Annotated in this window: 18 protein-coding genes; 6 read left to right on the top strand and 12 right to left on the bottom strand. The window is 71.6% G+C overall.

The genetic code is table 11. The features are described 5' to 3' along the window. Window positions 1-181: 181 nt before the first annotated feature. Together AB0J93_RS14260 and AB0J93_RS14255 are read right to left on the bottom strand one after the other, a co-directional pair. Complete coding sequence (locus AB0J93_RS14260; protein ID WP_363921744.1) at window positions 182-376, bottom strand: DUF397 domain-containing protein; 195 nt, start codon at window positions 374-376, stop codon at window positions 182-184. After that, the gene (locus AB0J93_RS14255) at window positions 367-1,155 is read right to left on the bottom strand and encodes a helix-turn-helix transcriptional regulator (protein ID WP_363922051.1); all 789 of its coding nucleotides are present in this window, start codon (window positions 1,153-1,155) and stop codon (window positions 367-369) included. The genes AB0J93_RS14260 and AB0J93_RS14255 overlap by 10 nt, the downstream gene beginning before the upstream one ends. Before the next feature lie 684 nt (window positions 1,156-1,839). Between AB0J93_RS14255 and AB0J93_RS14250 the strand changes: the two genes are divergently transcribed. Then, a complete protein-coding gene (locus AB0J93_RS14250) occupies window positions 1,840-3,186 on the top strand; it encodes an aspartate aminotransferase family protein (protein WP_363921742.1) in 1,347 nt (448 codons plus the stop codon). A gap of 152 nt (window positions 3,187-3,338) precedes the next feature. Here AB0J93_RS14250 and AB0J93_RS14245 read toward each other — a convergent pair whose 3' ends face one another. Then, window positions 3,339-3,716 (bottom strand): DUF3499 domain-containing protein, encoded by a 378-nt coding sequence (locus AB0J93_RS14245; protein ID WP_204011217.1) that lies wholly within the window; start codon window positions 3,714-3,716, stop codon window positions 3,339-3,341. 152 nt (window positions 3,717-3,868) lie between these two features. Between AB0J93_RS14245 and AB0J93_RS14240 the strand changes: the two genes are divergently transcribed. Continuing rightward, the gene (locus AB0J93_RS14240; RefSeq protein WP_093406503.1) at window positions 3,869-4,318 is read left to right on the top strand and encodes a metallopeptidase family protein; all 450 of its coding nucleotides are present in this window, start codon (window positions 3,869-3,871) and stop codon (window positions 4,316-4,318) included. Between the two features lie 193 nt (window positions 4,319-4,511). Here the strand turns inward: AB0J93_RS14240 and AB0J93_RS14235 are convergent, their stop codons facing one another. The 6 genes from AB0J93_RS14235 to AB0J93_RS14210 all read right to left on the bottom strand — a co-directional run bounded on the left by AB0J93_RS14235 (window position 4,512) and on the right by AB0J93_RS14210 (window position 11,665). Further along, complete coding sequence (locus tag AB0J93_RS14235; protein ID WP_013731688.1) at window positions 4,512-4,769, bottom strand: WhiB family transcriptional regulator; 258 nt, start codon at window positions 4,767-4,769, stop codon at window positions 4,512-4,514. Between the two features lie 473 nt (window positions 4,770-5,242). Continuing rightward, on the bottom strand, window positions 5,243-5,593 hold the full coding sequence (locus AB0J93_RS14230) for a phospholipase (RefSeq protein ID WP_363921739.1): 351 nt from the start codon (window positions 5,591-5,593) through the stop codon (window positions 5,243-5,245). 16 nt (window positions 5,594-5,609) lie between these two features. Beyond that, entirely contained in the window at window positions 5,610-7,004 is a 1,395-nt protein-coding gene (locus tag AB0J93_RS14225; RefSeq protein ID WP_363921737.1) for a DUF4331 domain-containing protein, read from the bottom strand. 249 nt (window positions 7,005-7,253) lie between these two features. Next, on the bottom strand, window positions 7,254-7,538 hold the full coding sequence (locus AB0J93_RS14220) for a hypothetical protein (RefSeq protein WP_363921735.1): 285 nt from the start codon (window positions 7,536-7,538) through the stop codon (window positions 7,254-7,256). 156 nt (window positions 7,539-7,694) lie between these two features. Continuing rightward, the gene (locus AB0J93_RS14215) at window positions 7,695-10,274 is read right to left on the bottom strand and encodes a bifunctional FO biosynthesis protein CofGH (protein ID WP_363921733.1); all 2,580 of its coding nucleotides are present in this window, start codon (window positions 10,272-10,274) and stop codon (window positions 7,695-7,697) included. Window positions 10,275-10,378: 104 nt separating this feature from the next. Next, window positions 10,379-11,665 carry a hypothetical protein gene (locus AB0J93_RS14210; protein ID WP_363921731.1) on the bottom strand — a complete coding sequence of 429 codons (1,287 nt, stop codon included), beginning with the start codon at window positions 11,663-11,665 and terminating at the stop codon, window positions 10,379-10,381. A gap of 97 nt (window positions 11,666-11,762) precedes the next feature. Here AB0J93_RS14210 and cofD point away from each other — a divergent pair, with 97 nt between their 5' ends. Continuing rightward, complete coding sequence (cofD, locus tag AB0J93_RS14205; protein WP_363921729.1) at window positions 11,763-12,710, top strand: 2-phospho-L-lactate transferase; 948 nt, start codon at window positions 11,763-11,765, stop codon at window positions 12,708-12,710. After that, complete coding sequence (locus AB0J93_RS14200) at window positions 12,707-13,795, top strand: coenzyme F420-0:L-glutamate ligase (protein ID WP_363921727.1); 1,089 nt, start codon at window positions 12,707-12,709, stop codon at window positions 13,793-13,795. Before cofD ends, AB0J93_RS14200 begins: the two co-directional genes overlap by 4 nt. 262 nt (window positions 13,796-14,057) lie before the next feature. On the opposite strand, the gene AB0J93_RS14195 is transcribed toward AB0J93_RS14200, so the two are convergent. Next, a complete protein-coding gene (locus AB0J93_RS14195) occupies window positions 14,058-15,050 on the bottom strand; it encodes a winged helix-turn-helix domain-containing protein (protein ID WP_363921725.1) in 993 nt (330 codons plus the stop codon). 354 nt (window positions 15,051-15,404) lie between these two features. On the opposite strand from AB0J93_RS14195, the gene AB0J93_RS14190 reads away from it, so the two are divergent. After that, a complete protein-coding gene (locus AB0J93_RS14190; protein WP_363922049.1) occupies window positions 15,405-16,004 on the top strand; it encodes an NUDIX domain-containing protein in 600 nt (199 codons plus the stop codon). On the opposite strand, the gene AB0J93_RS14185 is transcribed toward AB0J93_RS14190, so the two are convergent. Next, entirely contained in the window at window positions 15,973-17,064 is a 1,092-nt protein-coding gene (locus AB0J93_RS14185; RefSeq protein WP_363921723.1) for a sugar phosphate nucleotidyltransferase, read from the bottom strand. The two genes, AB0J93_RS14190 and AB0J93_RS14185, sit on opposite strands and share 32 nt — an antisense overlap. Window positions 17,065-17,113: 49 nt before the next feature. Next, window positions 17,114-18,259, bottom strand: coding sequence for a glycosyltransferase family 1 protein (locus AB0J93_RS14180; protein ID WP_363921721.1), 1,146 nt, complete (start codon window positions 18,257-18,259; stop codon window positions 17,114-17,116). A 150-nt stretch (window positions 18,260-18,409) separates the two neighbouring features. On the opposite strand from AB0J93_RS14180, the gene AB0J93_RS14175 reads away from it, so the two are divergent. Next, window positions 18,410-19,120 carry a TIGR03089 family protein gene (locus AB0J93_RS14175; protein ID WP_363921719.1) on the top strand — a complete coding sequence of 237 codons (711 nt, stop codon included), beginning with the start codon at window positions 18,410-18,412 and terminating at the stop codon, window positions 19,118-19,120. Window positions 19,121-19,555 lie beyond the last annotated feature (435 nt).

The raw sequence follows: 19,555 nt of genomic DNA, 5'->3' as shown, positions 1-19,555 counted from the left end.
TCGCCCGAGACCGCCACATGCCGCATCCCGCGCCATCCGAGTCGCCTGAGACCGCGACATGCCGCATCTCGCGCCATCCGGGTCGCCTGAGACCACCACATGCCGCATTTGGGGACGACGGGGTTGGGCGGAGGCACCAGATGCGGCGACCCGGAGCGGGTAGGCCGAGCGGAGCGGCGACTCAGACCGTACTGCGGGCGGTGGTGGCGACAAAGGCACGCCAAGCGGTCGGGGTGAAGGCCAGGGTGCCGCCGGCTCGATCCTTGCTGTCGCGCACCAGCACCCGGCCGGGCAGATTGTCGGCCACCTCGACACAGTTGCCGCCGTTGTTGCTGCTGCGGGTGGCGGTGCGCCAGCGGGCGTCAGTCAACTCCATGTCGTCGCCACTTCCCTGATCAGGTCGATGGACTGTCGACGGGGCAGCGCCTCACCTGTGACGCTCTCCCACCTCGCGCCCAGGCTAGCAAGATCAGCACTGTCGGTCACCACCTGACCGCGCAGTTGATTGTCCAGATAGGCCACCTCCGCGCCGTCCGGCATCCGGGCCAGCACGAACGGCCCGGCCAGGCCGGTGTGCCACGGGTTCTCCGCCGGGATCACCCGGACCTGCACGCACTCCCGCGCGCCCAGGGCGGCCAGGTGGGTCAGTTGCCCCGCCATCACACCCCGATCGTGACCGACCGGCCGGCGCAGCACCACCTCGTCGAGCACCGCGATGAACTGGAGCGGAACATCCCGCTCCAGCACCCGCTGCCGGGCCAGTCGCGCCGCCACGATCTCGTCGACCTCCGTCGGCGACAGCAGGCCGCCGGTGGCCAGCACCGCCCGGGCGTACGCCTCGGTCTGGAGCAGGCCCGGCACCAGCAACGGCTCGTACGACCGGATGGACCGGGCGTCCTGCTCCAGTTCCGCCCACTCCCGGAACCAGGGCAGATCCCGGCGGCGGAACGGCTCCGGCCAGAGTTCCCTGGCCGGCCGGCCGAGCAGGTTGGCCACCGCGATCCTGGTCCTCGGATGCGGTATCCGCCCGTCCGCCAGCCAGCGCGCGGTCGTCTTCGGGTCGACGCCCACCTTCCCGGCCAGGGATTCGACCGTCTCACCCTTGTCCGCCATCGCCACCCGCAGCGCCTCGTTGACCGCCGTCCCGTTGCCCATCGCACCCTCCCGACTCACGTCACACTCCGGCGCACGCTAGTCACCAGGGGTGGCCGTGTCCGCCCACTACCGGCGTGTTGCGGTCAGGACTGTTTCGCGCATCCGAGATGCGCTCCAGATGCCCCGGAGACGCCCTGGAAACGGCACCGATCACGGTCGACCCGGATGGCGGCGGCCGGTGACCGAACCACCGACCCAAGCCTCCGTCGACGCCGCCGCAAGCATCCAGCCGGCGCCGGTCCACCTACACCTTCGTCGAGGCCACCGCGCCCATCCCACTGGCGCTGGTCCGCCTCTCCCCCGAAACCCCACCCCGCCCCACCCCACTTCACCTCGCGCCCTTTGCTCTGCTTCAACCCACGCAACGATTCCCGCCGGCTTCCTGTGCGTCCGGTGAAGCAGAGCAAAGGGCGCGCAGGAGCTACCAGACCCGAGCGCCCCACCCGAGCACGCCGGCAACGTCTCGGCTGGGCCAGCGACGGCCGCCGGGGTTCGGTCGGGGCGCAGAGGACCGGCCGGGCGTAGTGCGAATTCCGTTGCCTAAAGCCGTCCAGGAACATCAAATCCGTTGCGTAAGCGCCGTTCCCCAACCGATAGCACTTGCTTTGAGGTGTGAGACTGTGGGATAACCGTGGCACGAGCGGCCGGTGACCCCCGACCGGCCCGAGACCCGATGGGGCTGACATGGCCAACGCCACCGACCACCTCTGGATGCACTTCACCCGGATGGCGAGCTACTCTGCCGCGGAGGTGCCGACGATCGTGCGCGGCGAAGGCGCGTACGTCTGGGATGCGCAGGGCCGCCGCTACCTGGACGGGCTGGCCGGGCTGTTCGTGGTCAATGCCGGACACGGGCGCACCGAGCTGGCCGAGGCCGCCGCGAAGCAGGCCGGCGAGCTGGCCTACTTCCCGCTCTGGTCGTACGCCCACCCGAAGGCAGTGGAGCTGGCCGAGAAGATCGCCGCACTCACCCCCGGCGACCTGAACCGGGTCTTCTTCACCACCGGTGGTTCCGAGGCGGTCGAAGCGGCCTGGAAGCTGGCCCGCGCGTACTTCAAGCGGGTCGGCAAGCCGACCAAGCACAAGGTGGTCAGTCGGTACATCGCGTACCACGGCACCTCGATGGGCGCCCTGTCGATCACCGGGTTGCCCGGCATCAAGACCGACTTCGAGCCGCTGGTGCCAGGTGGCATCAAGGTGCCGAACACGAACTTCTACCGGGCACCGGAGCACGGCGACGATCCGGTGGCGTTCGGCCGTTGGGCCGCCGAGGAGATCGGTCGCGCCATCGAGCGGGAGGGGCCGGACACCGTGGCGGCAGTCTTCCTGGAGCCGGTACAGAACTCGGGAGGCTGCTTCCCGCCGCCGCCCGGCTACTTCGAGCGGGTACGGGAGATCTGCGACGCGTACGACGTGCTGCTGGTCAGCGACGAGGTGATCTGCTCGTGGGGCCGGCTCGGCGAGTACTTCGGCGCCCGGCGCTACGGCTACCAGCCCGACATCATCACCACCGCCAAGGGCATCACCTCGGGCTATGCCCCGCTCGGCGCGATGATCGCCAGCGACCGGTTGATGGAGCCGTTCCTGACCGAGACCGGCATGTTCGCCCACGGCGTGACCTTCGGCGGTCACCCGGTCTCCTGCGCGGTGGCCCTGGCCAACCTGGAGGTCTTCGACCGGGAGGACCTGATCGGGCACGTACGCGCCAACGAGTCGGCGTTCCGCGCCACCCTGGAGAAGCTGCACGACCTGCCGATCGTCGGCGATGTCCGGGGCGACGGCTACTTCTACGGCATCGAGCTGGTCAAGGACAAGACGACCCGGGAGACGTTCGACGGGGCCGAGTCGGAGCGGCTGCTGCGCGGCTTCCTCTCCAACGCCCTGTTCGACGCCGGCCTCTACTGCCGCGCCGACGACCGGGGCGACCCGGTGATCCAGCTCGCCCCGCCGCTGATCGCCGACCAGCACCAGTTCGACGAGATCGAACAGATCCTGCGAACCGTACTCACCGACGCCTGGTCCCGCCTCTAACCCTTACCCCACACCCAACCACCCGCGTTGATCATGAGGTTAGCGGCAGTTCTAGAGATCGAGAACGCCGCTAACCTCATGATCAACGCACGGCAGGAGGGCGCGGGGGCGCGGCAGGAGGGCGCGGGGGCGCACGGGGGCCGTGGGGTGGGTCAGTGGGTGGGGGGGATTACGCGGAGGTGGCCGCGGCGGGAGGTAGGAGAGCCGGCGGGGGGTGCGGTGGGGTGGTTCTGGTCGTCCTGGGGCGGGCGGGGGGCGGGGCGGGCGGCCTCGCGGACCGCCTCGGCCAGGGCCACCAGGTCGTCCGTGGTGGGCGGCGGAGGCTCGAACTCGCCCTCGTGCCGGACGACCTCCCAACCGCGCGGTGCGGTCAGACTGCGGGCGTGCGGCTCACAGAGGTCGTACGTGTGCGGCTCGGCGAAGGCGGCCAGCGGGCCCACCACGGCGGTCGACTCGTTGTAGACATAGGTCAGCGTGGCGACCGCTTGCCGGGGGCAGCCGTTGCGGGAGCAGCGCCGTGGTGACCTCACCGGCGCAGGGTATCTCCATTACCGGCTCCGGCGCACCGCTTCGCGTTACGACACGCCCGTCTTGGTGATCACATTTCTCGTCCGGTGCCGCAACGCGCCACGTGGTCGCCGCTGACGCGGCCAGGAGCTGACCGGAAGCTACTCTTTGGCTCATGACGAGCCCGGAGAACCGCCGCCCCGGCACCGGCCGGCGGGCGCACCGCGACCGGCACGGACGCGGTCTGCGTGGGCGGCTGGTGCCGGCCACCGTGCCGCTGGCGCGGACCAAGGCGGAGATCTTCGACGACCTGGTGCTGGACACTGTCGAGACGCTGGAGCGCCGGTTCGCCAAGGAACTGGCCGGGGTCGAGTTCGCCGTCGAGGACGTCCCGCCCGATCTGAACGTCTACGACTCCGACGTGCTGGAAGACGGCGAGGTGCCGCTGGCCCGGCTGCTGCCCGGGCGACCCGGCCGCCAGGAGGTCCCGCCGCGGATCGTGTTGTACCGGCGACCCCTGGAATTTCGGGCGATGGACCGGGAGGATCTCGCCGATCTGGTCCACGATGTCATCATCGAGCAGGTGGCGAACCTGCTCGGCGTCGACCCGGACGAGTTGGCCTGATCGCGGCCGGAGCGACCGCCGACCGTTCAACACGGCCCCCCGGAAATCTCCGCCGGCCGTCCGCGCGCCGAGCCAAGCCGCCGCGCCGGGAGGGGGTGGCCCCCCAACCGCCCCGACCCACGCTGAAATCCGGACGCCCGGCCAGGACCCGCGCCGGGTGGGACGGCCCCCAACCGCCCCGCCCCACGTCGGATCAGGCCGCCCGGCGCTTGAGCTTGCGCCGCTCCCGTTCGGAGAGCCCACCCCAGATCCCGAACCGCTCGTCGTGGCCGAGAGCGTATTCGAGGCATTCCGTCTTCACCTCGCACCGCGAGCAGATGCGCTTCGCCTCGCGGGTCGAGCCGCCCTTCTCGGGGAAGAACGCCTCCGGATCGGTCTGCGAGCACAGGGCCCGCTCCTGCCACTCCGGCGCGTTTCCGAGCAGGTCGGCCGCCTCGAGCTGGCCGTCCATTCAGTTGCCTCCTTGTCGCGCACCGGCGTCGTCGCCGCTGCAACCCCCCACGCGAAAGGCGTGCTTTTGTCCGTCCGGTCCCGTTATCGTGCGTTCCGTGCGAACAACCCCATTCAAATTACACGCGTGTAATGCGTGCGCCGTCAAGCCAAACTTGATAATGGAGTCGCCCTCCCGACACGCGTCCCGGACGGCCGTCGGTACCACCCGGTCTCGCCCTGCCCTATCGATTCAGACCCCGGCCGAGTAACGCCCTCCCCGGCGAGTTGCCCGGGTTTTCTCCCGTGGCGCGCCGAGCGCCGCCGGAGCGATCGGGCCTCGCGTCGACGCCGAGGAAGCCGCCCATCAAGATCCGTTGATCTTGATGGGCAAGGTTATCCCGACTTCGCCAACCCTGCCCGCCGAGCGGGTGAACGACGACCGCGTCCCGCCCACATAGTGGACGGAACGCGGTAGACGGAGGCTCTGGCGGTTCAGTCGGCTGACGGGGTCAGGCTGGTAGGCAAGGCGAATTCAGCGACCACGCCACCGGTCACGGTGACCGACCCGACGGGCGTGTCGCTGTCCCACCAAACGGTATAGACACCCGCCGGGAGGTCCGGGTAGACAGCACTGTGGAACGTACCGTCCCGGACCCGACGCTCGCGTACGGCGGAGTGCGTCCGGGGGTCACCGTCCCGGTCGGCCCGACTCACCTCGATCTCCCGGCCGAGCAGTTGTCGTCCGGTGTAGATGATCAAGGCACCGGTGTCTCCGCCCAGGTCGAGGACGACCGTCCCGGTTCCCGAGGGGCCGTACGTGTGTGCATGCTCGTGTCCGCTCATCTCCACCACCTTCGGCTCAGGATTCCGCCGACGGGTTGTTGAACCCGTCGTAGGGCGTACCGAGGAACGGGAACTTGCGCAGGAACGGCGCGGTCACGTCCGCTGCGCTCAGTCCCGGCGTCACCGCTCCCGCCGCCTCGTCCGGCTGGAACTTCCGGTCCACCAGCGGCACGGTCAGCCCCGCGATGGCGCGCAGCGCGATGGTCACCACGTCGTCGGTCACCCGCCGGCCGTTCGGGAAGCCCGCGAGATCGCCGCCGAGCACACCGAACCGGTTCGGCCGGCGGGCCGGCGGGATCGCGGTGTTCAGTCGGAGCATGTCGGCCTGCACGTCCCCGGTGCTGTTGGTGAAGCCGTCGATCAGCCCCTCCGGGATGCCGGTCAGCAGAATGGCGACCAGGTCGGCTCGGGCCTTCTTCGACCTGTTCAGCTTGTCCAGGTTGGGGAAGACGTCCGGGTAGAGCACCGGCAGCAGGGCGGCAAGTTCCGGCCGCTCGACGAACTGCGCGAACCGCTTGTCCTCCGACGGCGGCAGGGTGTTCCACAGATCCTTCTGCGCCATCGGCACGATGACCTCGTTGAACAACGGGTTGCCCAACCTGGACACCTGCGTGAACGGCCCGGCGTTGGTGTCCGCCGCCACCCGGTCGCCGAGCACCCGCACCTGCCGGCGGGACGCCGAGGTCCACACCCCGATGACCGAGGCGGGTTCCTGCCAGTGGTACCGGTCGACGCGGCGGCGCAGCCGCTCCATCGGCACCTGCAACGCCAGGCTGTGCACGTTCAACCGGTCGGTCGCGTTGACCGGCTCACCGGCCTCTTTGAAGATCTTCTTGCCGGCGACGTGCAACTGCTGGAACGGCCGCAGCGTACCGAGGTCGAAGATCGCACCCAGGTCCACGAAGAAGCCGTCGGCACGCTGACCGGCGAAGACCTTCTCGCCGGTGGAGAGCGAGAAGGTCGCCTGACGGACCAGGTCGCCGTAGTCCGGTGTGGACAGTGGGCCCACGTTGCACGGCGGGCAGGGCAGCTTACGGGCCAGCCGCTGCTCTCGGCCGCCGACGATCCGGGTCAGGCTGTAGAACTGCCGGCGGTTCCAGTTCTCGCTGTCCAGCGCGTCGATCGGCCCGGTGTTGTAGAGAAAACTGTTCGGGTTGGTGATCTCGGTGGTGAATTCGAAGCGGTAGGTGACGTCCGGCCGCCCGTCACCGTCGTTGTCGATGTGGATCTCGTACCGCACGTCGTCGCCAAACTCGAAGAAGTTCGGGCCGCCGGAGGGTAGCTGCAACGGCACGTAGTTGGCGATCAGCGTCACCGTTTCCGGGCGGTCCGGGGTGACGAAGGCGTACAGGTCGGATGAATCGGCGACCGGATCCTTGGCGATCTCCGGTGCCTCGCGGTGTGAAGACATGACGGACCCACCTCACTGGGCGAAAGAGTCAATCGGGATGGTCGGCCGGGCACCGGGCCCGCACCGAGGACGCCGGACCGCTCGCTACGGCGGGGCGGCGGAAGCGCTCAACGCTGATGGCTGGAACGCGGCAACCGGCTCCGCCTCGGCGCGCAGGGCGCGACTTCCGAGACGGCACGCACGGCGACGGCACGCAGGACGGCGGGCGAGTCGGCTAGCGCTGCGACGCAGGGTCGGACGGGCACGGGCTCAGCGCCGGGCGGCGGCGCGACGCAGCCGGTCCGCCAGGCCACGGTCACGCACCTCGATGCGGGACTGGCCGACGAACACGTCCATGGTGCCGGACCGGGCGTCACGCAGATGTACGACGATCGTCTCGTCGGGGCCGGCCGCCGCCTTGTCGTCGCCGTCACCGGCCAGGGACAGCCCCGGCACCGCGAGCGCGGCGGCGCCGAGGGTGGCACTGGCCGCGGCGGTGATCGTCTGGCGGCGGGTCAGTTTCGGCCAACGCCGCTTACGCTTCTCAGTGATCATGACCAACCTTTCCGGCGGCGGCGCGCAGGCGCCCGCGATGACGGACGGGGGTCACGACAGACCACGCCGGGCCCCCGAGAGGGGTGCCGGCGGCGGTCCTCGCCGTGCCGCCGCCGGCATCGACAGGTACGTCCGGCGGCGGGCGAAGGTTCGACGCTAGGCCGTGATGTGACCGTACGCGGTCGTACGCCTACGCGCCGGTCGGCCCGCCGCCGCCGCGATGGCCCGCAACTGTTCCTCGGTGCGCGCCGACCCGTTGCCGGAGCCGGCCATCCGCGAGATGGTCTCCTCCATCAGCGTGCCGCCCAGGTCGTTGCAGCCGCTGCGCAGCAGCTCCGCGGTGCCGGCGTCGCCCAGCTTCACCCAGGAGCACTGGATGTTGTCGATCCGGCCGTGCAACAGCACCCGCGCCATCGCGTGCACCACCCGGTTCTCCCGCCACGTCGGGCCGGGCCGGGCGATGCCGGCGAGGTAGATCGGGGCGTTGGTGTGCACGAACGGCAGCGCCACGAACTCGGTGAACCCGCCGGTACGGTCCTGCACCCCGGCCAGCACCCGGAAGTGCGCCAGCCAGTGTGCGGGATGGTCGACATGGCCGTACATCATCGTCGAGCTGGACCGGATGCCCAGCTCGTGGGCCGTGCTTACCACCTCCACCCAGGCGGCGGTCGGCAGCTTGCCCTTGGTGAGCACCCAACGCACCTCGTCGTCGAGGATCTCCGCCGCGGTGCCCGGGATGGTGTCCAGTCCCGCCTCGCGCAGCCCGGCCAGCCACTCCCGCACGGACACACCGGCCTTGGCGGCAGCGGTGACGATCTCCATCGGCGAGAAGGCGTGCACGTGCATCTGCGGTACCCGGGCCTTGATCGCCCGGACCAGGTCGGCGTAGATCGTCACCGGCAGCTTCGGGTCGATGCCACCCTGGAGGCAGACCTCGCCGGCACCGGCCTCCCACGCCTCCTGCGCCCGGTCCGCGACCTGCTCCACCGAGAGCCGGTACGCGTCGGCGTCCCGTTCCCGCTGGGCGAAGGCGCAGAATCGGCAGCCCACGTAGCAGACGTTGGAGAAGTTGATGTTGCGGTTGACCACGTAGGTCACGTCGTCACCCACGGCGGAGCGGCGCAGCTCGTCGGCGGTGCGGCACAGCTCGTCCAGCGCCTGACCGTCCGCGCCGAACAGCGCCAGTGCGGCGTCGGTGTGCCGGGGCTCCAGCAGCGCCGCCGGATCCTCGGCGGCCAACCGCAACCCGACCCGCAGGTCGGCGTCGCCGGAGCCGGCGGTGGCCTGCCGGCCGGCCCGGACAGCGGACCCCGCCTCCGGTGCCGGACCATCCTCGACACCCGCCCGCGCCGGAGGCACCGCCGCCTTCGCGGCCACCTCGGCCCAGTCACCATAGACGTGGTCGAAGTCGCCCCGCCGGTCGTCCGTACGCCCCGCGGTGTCGATGGTGGCGTGCAGGTCGGTCCGTCCGCCGAAGGTCTCGTCGGGCTCCTGCCACGGCCGGCCGACCGGACGAGCCGTCTCAACCGCCAGCCCGGTCGCCGGATCGGCCAACGCGGTCACGTGCGGCAGCAGTCGTGCGTCCAGCCACGGCTCACCGGCCTGGACGTACTCCGGGTAGACGGTCAACCGTTCCCGCAGGGTGAAGCCGGCTGCCGCGGTACGGGAAGCCAGTTCGTCGAGCTGCGGCCAGGGGCGCTCCGGGTTGACGTGATCCGGGGTCACCGGTGAGACACCGCCCCAGTCGTCGATGCCGGCCCGCAGCAGCAGGTCGTACTCGCCGGCGATCAGGTTCGGTGGCGCCTGGATGCGGGCTTTCGGGCCCAGCAGCACCCGGGCCACCGCCACGGTGGCCGCGAGGTCGTGCAGCTCGGCGTCGGGCATCCCACGCATCGCCGTGTCCGGCTTCGCCCGGAAATTCTGCACGATCACCTCCTGGAGATGGCCGTACTCGCGGTGGGTACGCCGCATCGCGAAGATCGCATCGACCCGCTCCGCGAGGGTCTCGCCGATGCCGATCAGGATGCCGGTGGTGAACGGGACGCCGACCCGTCCGGCGTCGTCGAGCACCCGCAACCGCACCGCCGGTTCCTTGTCCGGTGAGCCGTAGTGCGGGCCGCCGGGCTCGGACCACAGCCGGGTGGCCGTGGTCTCCAGCATCATCCCCATGCTCGGCGCCACCGGTTTGAGCCGTTGCAGTTCCGCCCAGGAGAGCACGCCCGGGTTCAGGTGCGGCAGCAGGCCGGTCTCCTCCAGCACCGCCACGGCGCAGGCCCGTACGTAATCCAGAGTGGACCCGTAGCCGCGTTCCTCCAGCCACTGCCGGGCGGCCGGCCAGCGCTCCTCCGGTCGGTCACCGAGGGTGAACAGGGCCTCCTTGCAGCCCTGTGCCGCACCGGCCCGGGCGATGGCCAGCACCTCGTCGCGGTCGAGGAAGGCCGCCGGCAGCCGGTGCGGCACCGTGGCGAACGTGCAGTAGTGGCAGCGGTCCCGGCAGAGCCGGGTCAGCGGAATGAAGACCTTCTTCGAGTACGTCACCACGCCGGGCCGGCCGGCGTCCCGCAGACCCGCGTCACGGATCGCACCGGCGATGCCGAGCAGTTCCTCCAGGGCCGCGCCCCGGGCGGTCAGCAGGGTCGACGCCTCGTCGACGTCGAGCGCCCGCCCGGTGGCGGCGCGGCGCAGTGCCCGCCGTACGCCCCCGTCACCCGGCCCGCGCTCGCTCTGATCAACCATCCGCTCAGCCTATGCGCTGCGGCCCGGTCCGGCCCCCCGCCCGTGGGCAACCGCACGTACTCCCACAGACAGCGAACCTGGCTCGGCCCGATGCCTGCGGTCGCTCAGCCGGGCTGGTCGCCCGGATCGATCCGCTGGGTACGGTCGGCATCTCCGTCGCCCGGCCGGGAAACCGACGGGCCGGCCTCACCATCGCCCGGCCGCCGGATCGCCTGGGTCGGCTCGGCACTCTGATGCGGGATCGCCTGGGTCGGCTCAGCACTCGGATGCGGGATCGCCTGGGTCGGCTCGGCACCCTGGCGTTCGACGCTCCCAGCCACGCCACCCTGACGCGGCATGCTCCCGGCCGGGTCGCCCTGACGCGGGATGCTCTGGGTCGGGTCGGCCGAGGCCGGCTGCCCGAACGGCGGTGCGGCCGGCGAGGACGGTGCCGCCGACTGCGGTGGCACCGCCGGCTGACCGTGCGGCGGCCAGGTGTGCGGGGACTCCGCCGGCCCGCCGGCGGAGGGTGCCTGGCCGGCGACCGGCCAGCCCGGCTGACCGCCGGCGTGGCCCTGGCTGCCGGCCTGGCCCTGACCGCCGGGGTGCCCCTGACCGCCGGGGTGGCCCTGACCGCCGGGGTGGCCCTGACCGCCGGGGTGGCCCTGGGTCGTGCCGCCCGCCGGGTAGCCGCCGAACTGGCCGGGACCGGACTGATTCGGCTGCCCCGCCCCGGGGTGTCCGGTGCCGGGGTAGCCGGCCGGATAGCCGGCGGGCCGGTCGGCACCCGGCCAACTGCCCGACTGGCCGGGCGGCACCCAACCGCCGCCCTGCTGACCGGGCTGGCCACCGAACTGACCCGGGCCTCCCGGCTGCGGCCAGCCCTGCTGCGGCGTGCCGTACAGGCCGGGCTCGGGCTTGGGCCGGGGCACGTGGTAAAGCCGCTGCCACACGCTCCAGACCACATAGGCCGCCGCCGCGAACAGCGCCACCCAGGCGACCCGGGTGAGCAGGCCGGTCATGGCGTCGAAGAGCTGCGCCTCGGCCAGCCGGCCGACCACCCAGATCAGCAGGGTCAGACCGCCGAGCACGGCACTGACCGCGTACTCGATCAGCGCCACCTGCGTGATCAGTTTCGCCCGTCCGACGGCCGGGGCGAGATGCGTGGCCAGCAGTACCGCCAGCACCGGCAGGACGACCGCCTCGACGCCGATGAAGGCGAAGAACGAGCTGGCGGCACGGCCGGTCACCGTGCTGTAGGCGCCCTGCGGGGTCAGCAGCCGGATCAGGCCCACGAAGAGGAAGACGGCGTTCGCGCCCAGGAGCACGAGGGCGACGAGTTCACGCAGCGGCCCGGTCACCTGGCGGGCCGGGGTCGGATCGTTGGGCGGGGGCTCGGCGGGGCTGGTCACGAACTCTCCCTGGGGCGAAAGCGGACAGATGCCGACGTGAGCCTAGTCTCCCGGGGCACCTGGCTGCCGGAGGCGTCACGTAGGCGAGGATGGGCGGATGCGCATCGTGGTTCTGACCGGCGGAATCGGCGGTGCCCGGTTCCTGCTGGGGGTGCGGGCGTACGCCCGCGAGGTGGGTGCCGAGGTGACCGCCGTGGTCAACGTCGGCGACGACCTACGGCTGCACGGGCTCCGGATCTGCCCGGACCTGGACAGCGTGCTGTACACCCTCGGCGGCGGTGCCGACCCGCAGCGGGGCTGGGGGCGCGTCGACGAGAGCTGGACGGTCAAGGACGAGCTGGCGGCGTACGGCGCCGAGCCGAGCTGGTTCGGGCTGGGTGACCGGGACATCGCCACCCACCTGGTCCGCACCACAATGCTCGACGCCGGCTATCCGCTGCACCAGGTCACCGAGGCACTGGCGACCCGCTGGCAGCCCGGCGTACGCCTGCTGCCGGCGACCGACGACCGCCTGGAGACGCACGCGGTCGCGGACCTCGACGGTGGCCAGCGGGCGATCCACTTCCAGGAATGGTGGGTGCGGTACCGGGCTCAGATTCCGACCCACCGGTTCGTCTTCGTGGGAGCGGAGTCGGCGCAGCCGGCACCCGGCGTGACGGAGGCGATCACCGGAGCCGACGTGGTGCTCGTGGCGCCGAGCAACCCGGTGGTCAGCATCGCGCCGATCCTGGCCGTACCGGGCCTGCGCGAGGCGCTGACGGACGGTCCCGCCCCGGTGGTGGGCGTTTCGCCGATCATCGGTGACGCGCCGGTACGCGGCATGGCCGACCGCTGCCTGGCGGTCGTCGGCGTGGAGTGCTCCGCCGGCGGCGTCGGTGGGCTGTACGGAGGCCGGGCCACCGGAGGGCTGCTCGACGGCTGGTTGGTGGCCGAGGAGGATGCCGAAACGGTGGTGCCGGACGTGACGGTCCGCGCGGTTCCGCTGCGGATGACCGACGAGACGGCGACGGCGGCGATGGTCCGCGCCGCGGTGGAGCTGACGTGAGACTGGAGATCATGCCGGTGCCCGGCATCGGGCACGTGACCGAGGGCGACGACCTCGCGGTCCTGATCGGAAGCGCGGCGCCCTGGCTGCGCGACGGCGATGTGCTGGTGGTGACCAGCAAGATCATCTCCAAGGCCGAGGGACGGCTGGTCGACGTACCCGCCGACGGTCCGGATCGGCAGGCCGTCCGGGACGAGGTGCTGGCGGCGGAGACGGTACGGGTGGTGGCGTCGCGCGGCCCGACCCGGATCGTGCAGACCCGCCACGGCTTCGTGATGGCCGCCGCCGGAATCGACGCGTCGAACGTCGACAAGACCCGGCTGGTGCTGCTGCCGGAAGACCCGGACGCCTCGGCCCGCGCACTCCGCTCCGGCCTGCGCGACCGGTACGGCGTGGACGTCGCGGTCGTCGTCAGCGACACCATGGGTCGCCCCTGGCGCAACGGGCTGACCGACGTGGCCCTCGGCGTCGCCGGGATGGACGCCATCCGTGACCACCGGGGCGAGGTCGACCCGTACGGCAACGAGCTGGTGCTGACCCAGATGGCGGTGGTCGACGAGCTGGCCGCGGCGGGCGAACTGATCAAGGGCAAGTGTGATCAGATGCCGGTCGCGGTGATCCGCGGTTACCTGACGCCACCGCTGTCGGTTGACGGCGAGGGCGCCGGGGTCCTGGTCCGGGACGCCTCGATGGACCTGTTCTCGCTCGGCACCGCCGAGGCGACCGCCGCCGGCCTGGCCGCCGCCGCCACCCTGCCGGACCACCCGGGCGACGCCGCGCCCGACCCGGCCGCCGTCGACCGGGCGATCGCCTCGGTCGCCGACGTGATCGCGCCCGGCACGGTCTTCACCCAGGTGACCGACGACGAGGTACGCGCTGCGCTGGTCCCCATCGTGCCGGGTTGGCCGGCCCAGGCGACCGGCCTGGTGCTCTGTTCCCCACCCACCCCGGTGGGCCCGGTCCAACTGGTCCGCTTCGGCACCGACGTGCAACGCCTGCGCACCGCCCTCGCGGCAGCCGGCGTCCCCACCCAACTCCTCCCCCCACCCAGCGGCACCACCGCCGCCGCCACCCTCGCCCTCTAACCCCCCACCCCACCCCACCCTCTCCTGCCCTGCCCTGCCCTGCCCTGGTGGAGGGCGGCCCGTCGCGCACCCACGCCAAGACCGGTCGGGCATCTCCAGGATGGCGATACCAGGCCCCCGCCCAGGCTGATCATGAAGTTATTCGCTTCGGAAAGCGCTCTCACAAGCAATAACCTCATGATCAACGGACCGGCGGTGGGTGGGGGTGGGGGTTGGGGTGGGGGTGGGGGTGGGGGTTGGGGGTTGGGGGTTGGGGTGGGGGTCAGGGGTTGAGGACGGCGCGGCCTAGTGGGGTGAGGGTGTGCAGGACGGTGTTGCGGTCACGGTGGCTGACCAGCAGGCCGGCGTTCCGCAGCACGGTGGTGTGCTGGCTGGCCGCGGCTGCCGAGATGCGCAGCCGGCGCGCCAACTCGCCGGTGGTACAGCCGTCGTCGCTTGCGGCTAGCACCGCCGCGCGGGTACGACCGAGCAACGCGGCCAGCGCCTCCCGGCCGGTACCGTCCGCCCCGCCTGCGTCCGCGGTCAACCCACCCAGCTTGTCCACCGGGTAGACCAGCACCGGCGGTAGTTCCGGGTCGAGCAGCGCGACGGGCGTGTTCGCACAGAAGAACGACGGCACCAGCAGCAGCCCTCGGCCCTCCAGGTGAAGTTCCCGGCTCCTCGGGTAGGCGGGGATCTCCAGCACGCCCGACTCCCAGCGCAGGCCCGGCCGCAGCGTGGTCAGCAGCCCTTCGACACCGCCGTCGAGCATGGCCCGAGCGCGACGGGCACGATCGGCCTCCACCGCCCCCTGGACCCGCGCCCAGTACGGGCCGAGGGCGAGCTCCCGGTAGCGGCCCATCGTCTCCGTCAGGTGGGTCAGCGCCTCCGGCTCACCCCGGGCGATGGCGGCGACACCGGCGGGCAGGTTCCGGTTGCTGTTGGCGAGCAGCGTCAGGTCGCGTTGCAGCAACGCCACGGGGGTACGCCGCAGCGCCTCCATCCCCGCCTCGAAACCGCGCACGCTCTCGTACGGGGTGAGGAAGTCCGGAAAGTAGCCGCGCGGCGGGCTCAACGTGGACAGCAGTCGCAGCGCCTCGGAGTCCACCTGTCGACGGAACCCTCGCGAGACCTCGCGGCGCCAACCGGCGAGCAACGGGTCACGGCTACGCCCGGGCAGCAGGTGCAGGCTCAGCACCACTTCCCAGACCGGATCGGCCGCCGGAGCCACCCTGGTCCGGAGGATGTCCTCGCCGGAGAAATGGATCTTCAGCATGGGTACTCCCATCGCCCGGCGAAGGGGGCGCCCGGCGACCTTCGAACTCTACCCGGCCGCGTCGGCCTCGGGCAGTTAAGCCTCAGCTAAAAGACCTCGACGCCCGTCATATGAATCCGCCATGCTTCCGGTGCCACAGGGGGCGACGCACGTCGAACGTGTTTGCCCCGCTGGGTGCCCGAGAGCGGGCGGCACCATTCGAGGGTCTGCGGCTCAGATTCCGCAGGGGGTGCCGCCCGATCTCGCTGGTCCAGCCCAGGCACATCCGCCCAGCTCCCGCACACCGCATCGGCGGTCCACCAGCACCCCGTACGCTGGCACGGACGAGAGGAGCGGCCGTTGTCGACGCCCCGAATTGTGGACGAATCCCCGCGCGGCGACGCGGACGGCTGGACGGCGCTGCACGCCGACGCGGTAGCGGTGCTCAGTGGCTGGACGCCGACCAGCCCGGACGCGGCGGTGGCCCGGGACCGCACCCTCGGTCTGCTCGACGCCGGACCGATCGCGATGAGCCGCGAACACCGGGCCGGTCACGTCACCGCCAGCGCGTTGGTGTTCGACGCGACCGGCACCCAGGTGCTGCTCTGCCTGCACGGAAAGTTCCACAAGTGGGTGCAGTTGGGCGGGCACTGCGAGCCCGGCGACCGCACCCTGGCCGGTGCGGCGTTGCGGGAGGCCACCGAGGAGTCGGGCGTCACCGGTCTGCGGATCGATCCGATGCCGATCGACGTGGACGTGCACCCGGTGGCCTGCCAGGGCGGGTCGCTGCACCACGACGTGCGCTTCGCCGTGTTCGCCCCGGCCGGAGCGACGGAACGGGTCAGCGCGGAATCCGAGGCGCTCGGCTGGTTCCCACCGGAGCGCCTACCGCATCCGCTGGCCGGCGGCACGGCCCGGCTCGTCACACCGGGCCTGGCAGCCTTCAGACGAGCTTGTCCTCACCCCGTCTCTTGAGCTCGTCCACGATCGACTTCACGTCCTGAGCGCGGTCGCGCGGGCAGACCAGCAACGCGTCCTCGGTGTCGACCACGATCAGGTCCCGTACGCCGACGGCGGCCACCAGCCGGCCGGCCTGCGGCACCACCACCATGCCGCTGCTGTCGTGCAGCAGCACCTCGGTCTTGGCGTCGCCGGTGAGCACCACGTTGCCGGCGGTGTCCGCCGGCAGTACCTCACCGAGGGTGTGGAAGTCACCCACGTCGTTCCACCGGAAGTCACCGGGTACGGTCGCCACCCGGCCAGCCGCGGCCGCACCCTCCATCACCGCGTAGTCCACGGAGATCTTCGTCAGCGTGGGCCAGACCGCTCCGAGCACGTCGTCCTGTTCGTCGGTGCCCCACGCCACCGCGATCGCGGTGACCCCGGCGTGCAGGTCCGGCTGCTGCCGTGCCAGTTCGGCGAGGAACGCCGACACCCGCCAGACGAACATGCCGGCGTTCCAGAGATAGTGGCCCGACCGCACGTACGTCTCGGCCACCTCCGCGCTCGGCTTCTCTTTGAACTCGACCACCGGACGCATCGGGCCGCCACCGACGGGTTCGCCGGTCCGCAGGTATCCGTAGCCGGTCTCCGGCCGGGTCGGGGTGATCCCGACCGTCATCAGCAGCCCCTGCTCCGCACCCCGGACCGCCTCCCGGACGGTGTCCACCCATCGCTGTGGGTCGCCGATCAGGTGGTCGGCGGCGAACGACCCCATGACGGCGTCCGGATCGCGTACGGCGATCACCGCCGCGGCCAGCGCGATGGCGGCGCAGGAGTCCCGTGGTGACGGTTCGACCAGGATGTTTTCCTCCGGCAGACCGGTCAGCTGGCGGGCCACGGCCGCGGCGTGCGCGACCCCGGTGACCACCATGGTGCGCTCGGGGGTGGTCAGCGGCCCCAGCCGATCGACCGTCGCCTGGAGCAGCGACGCGGACGTACCGGTGAACGGGTGGAGGAATTTGGGATGGCCGGCGCGGGACAGCGGCCACAACCTTGTGCCGCTGCCACCGGCCGGAATGACGACATAGATCACCAGGACATCATGCCCGAACCGCCCGGACCGGGCGCCTCGGTTGCCGGCCTCAGGCCCGCGCCCTGGTCCACGCCGCGATGTGCACCTCGGCGCTGGACCCCCAGGTGAACTCCTTCGCCCGATCGAAGCCGGCCTTGGCCAGCGACAACCGGCGCGGCTCGTCGTCGAGCAGCGCGGCCAGGTCGGTGGCGATCTGGTCCGGATCCTCGCTGGTGTACGCCACCGCGTCACCGCCGACCTCTGGCAGCGACAGCCGGGGGGTGGTGAGCACCGGGGCGGCGCACGCCATCGCCTCCAGGATGGGCAACCCGAACCCCTCGCCGTAGGAGGGGTACGCGGCCACCAGGGCCCCGCCGAGGAAGCCGGGCAGGTCTCCGTAGCGCAGGTACCCGGGACGCAACAGCCGCAGATGCGAGGGCACCTCGGCCACCGCTCGGTCGATGTCGTCGTCATGCCCCTGCCCGCCGGCCACCACCAGCGCGGGCGGGTCCTGCCGGTCGGCGACCGCCCGGGCCCAGCCACGGATCAGATTCGGCACGTTCTTGCGCGGCTCCTTGGCGCCGAGGAAGGCGACATAGCTGCTGCCGCCGAGGCCCAGGCGGGCACGCACCCGGGCCTTCTCCTCGTCGCCGGGCGCATGAAAGGCGTCCTGGTCCACGCCGTGGTAGGCCACGTCGATCCGGGTCGGGTCGGCGTCCAGCAGCCGGATCAACTCGTCGCGGGTGGCCTTGCTGGGCACGATCACCCGGTCCGCACGCCGCAGTGAGGTCTTGATCGCGCTGCGGAAGAACGTCCGGCGGGACTTGTCGTAGTGCTCCGGCTCGGTGAAGAACGTCGCATCGTGCACCGTCACGGTGACCGGACAGCCGGCCCGCAGCGGGCAGGTGTAGAAGGGCGAGTGCAGCACCTCCGCGCCGACCTGTTGGGCGAGCAGGGGCAGACCGGTCTGCTCCCAGGCGAGCCGGGCCGGCCGGTGCGCGACCGCGGCCGGCGCCGGGATGATCTCCGCGCCGGGCAGCTTCCGGCGGTAACGCTCCAGATCGGTGCGGAGGCTGACCACCACCAGGTCCACCGCCGATCCGCACACCTTGCCGAGGGCGCCGAGCAGGCCATCGACGTATCTACCGACGCCGCCGCGATCGGCGGGAACACTCGTGGCGTCGATGAGCACGCGGGGCGGGCGACCGGCGGTCACGGGGCGACTCCTTGCGGTGGCGGGACTGTGGGGAACGACACTCCGGCAAGCCTACGCCGGAGCCGGGCACGGACGCTGACTGCGACCCGACGGTACGCCGACTTGTCGCTGTCATCGAGTACGGCCGCCGGACGCGTATCGTTCGCGCCGATGGCCGACAACATTGCCCGGGTCTTCGCCGACGCGATCGCGACCGACCCGAACCGCCCGCTGCTGACCTGGTACGACGACACGTCCGGCGAGCGCACCGAGCTTTCCGGGGCGACACTGGCAAACTGGGTGGCCAAGACGGCCAACCTGCTCGTCGACGAACTGGCCCTCGGACCGGGCGGCACCGCGGCGGTGCTGCTGCCGCCGCACTGGCAGAGTGCCGCCGTGCTGCTCGGCTGCTGGTCGGCCGGGTTGACGGTTCGGTCGGCCGGCCCGCCGGAAGCCGACCCGCCGGGCGAGGTGGACGTGCTCTTCGCCGCCACCGACCGCATCGCCGAGGCCGACGCCTGGTCGGCACCCGACCGGTACGCGCTGGCGCTGCACCCGTTCGCGCTGCCGCTGCGGGAGGTGCCGGCGGGCTTCGCCGACTACGTCACCGAGGTACGCGCGCACGGCGACCACTTCACGGCGTACCCGCCGGGCGGGCCGGACCACACCGCGCTGCGCGCCCGGGCCACCGCCCGCGCCGCCGAACTCGGCATCTCCCCGGGCGACCGGCTCCTCGTGGACGTCGACCGGCACCCGGACCCGCTCGACTGGCTGCTGGCTCCGCTCAGCGCGGCCGCCACCCTGGTGCTCTGCGCCCACCCGGACCAGGCCCGCCTGGCCGACCGTCAATCGACGGAACGGGTCACCCACACCCTGATCTGACTGCCCCCGGCCCGCCCGGTCTTACTGCCCGCCCGACCCGGTTGGCCCGCCCGACCCGGCTGGCCCGCCCGACCCTGACCAGGACGCTCCACCGAGGCCAGCCGCCAATCCACCAGTCAGCACCCGAGCCTCGCTCTCCGTGAGGTTCACCCACCGTTGCTGCGCCAGCGCCGGGAGATGTTTCCCTCCCGCCCTTTGCTCTGCTTCAACCAACGCACAACTGGCTGAGCTGCGACGACGCGCTGATGGTCCAGGGCCACTCACGCGCCAGACGCTGCGGAGAGTAACTGTTGCGTGGGTTGAAGCAGAGCAAAGGGTGGAGAGGGATGATGGTTGGGCGAGCCGCGACAGCACGCTGAGTGAAGGCTGATCCCAGCTCATATGAAACCCGCCACCGCCGAGGCGGGGTCATGGCCACCAGCACCCGAGCCATGT

Source organism: Micromonospora sp. NPDC049374 (assembly GCF_040677165.1).
Lineage (GTDB): Bacteria > Actinomycetota > Actinomycetes > Mycobacteriales > Micromonosporaceae > Micromonospora.
This window is presented reverse-complemented; position numbering and strand designations above follow the sequence as displayed.

Bases quoted from the DNA above. Each gene is read 5' to 3' on its own strand.
- AB0J93_RS14195 (WP_363921725.1), bottom strand. From the start codon at position 15,050: ATGCTGAAGATCCATTTCTCCGGCGAGGACATCCTCCGGACCAGGGTG.
- AB0J93_RS14225 (WP_363921737.1), bottom strand. From the start codon at position 7,004: ATGTCTTCACACCGCGAGGCACCGGAGATCGCCAAGGATCCGGTCGCC.
- AB0J93_RS14220 (WP_363921735.1), bottom strand. From the start codon at position 7,538: ATGATCACTGAGAAGCGTAAGCGGCGTTGGCCGAAACTGACCCGCCGC.
- AB0J93_RS14240 (WP_093406503.1), top strand. From the start codon at position 3,869: ATGACGAGCCCGGAGAACCGCCGCCCCGGCACCGGCCGGCGGGCGCAC.
- AB0J93_RS14215 (WP_363921733.1), bottom strand. From the start codon at position 10,274: ATGGTTGATCAGAGCGAGCGCGGGCCGGGTGACGGGGGCGTACGGCGG.
- AB0J93_RS14175 (WP_363921719.1), top strand. From the start codon at position 18,410: ATGGCCGACAACATTGCCCGGGTCTTCGCCGACGCGATCGCGACCGAC.
- AB0J93_RS14250 (WP_363921742.1), top strand. From the start codon at position 1,840: ATGGCCAACGCCACCGACCACCTCTGGATGCACTTCACCCGGATGGCG.
- AB0J93_RS14230 (WP_363921739.1), bottom strand. From the start codon at position 5,593: ATGAGCGGACACGAGCATGCACACACGTACGGCCCCTCGGGAACCGGG.
- AB0J93_RS14260 (WP_363921744.1), bottom strand. From the start codon at position 376: ATGGAGTTGACTGACGCCCGCTGGCGCACCGCCACCCGCAGCAGCAAC.
- AB0J93_RS14255 (WP_363922051.1), bottom strand. From the start codon at position 1,155: ATGGGCAACGGGACGGCGGTCAACGAGGCGCTGCGGGTGGCGATGGCG.
- AB0J93_RS14235 (WP_013731688.1), bottom strand. From the start codon at position 4,769: ATGGACGGCCAGCTCGAGGCGGCCGACCTGCTCGGAAACGCGCCGGAG.
- cofD (WP_363921729.1), top strand. From the start codon at position 11,763: ATGCGCATCGTGGTTCTGACCGGCGGAATCGGCGGTGCCCGGTTCCTG.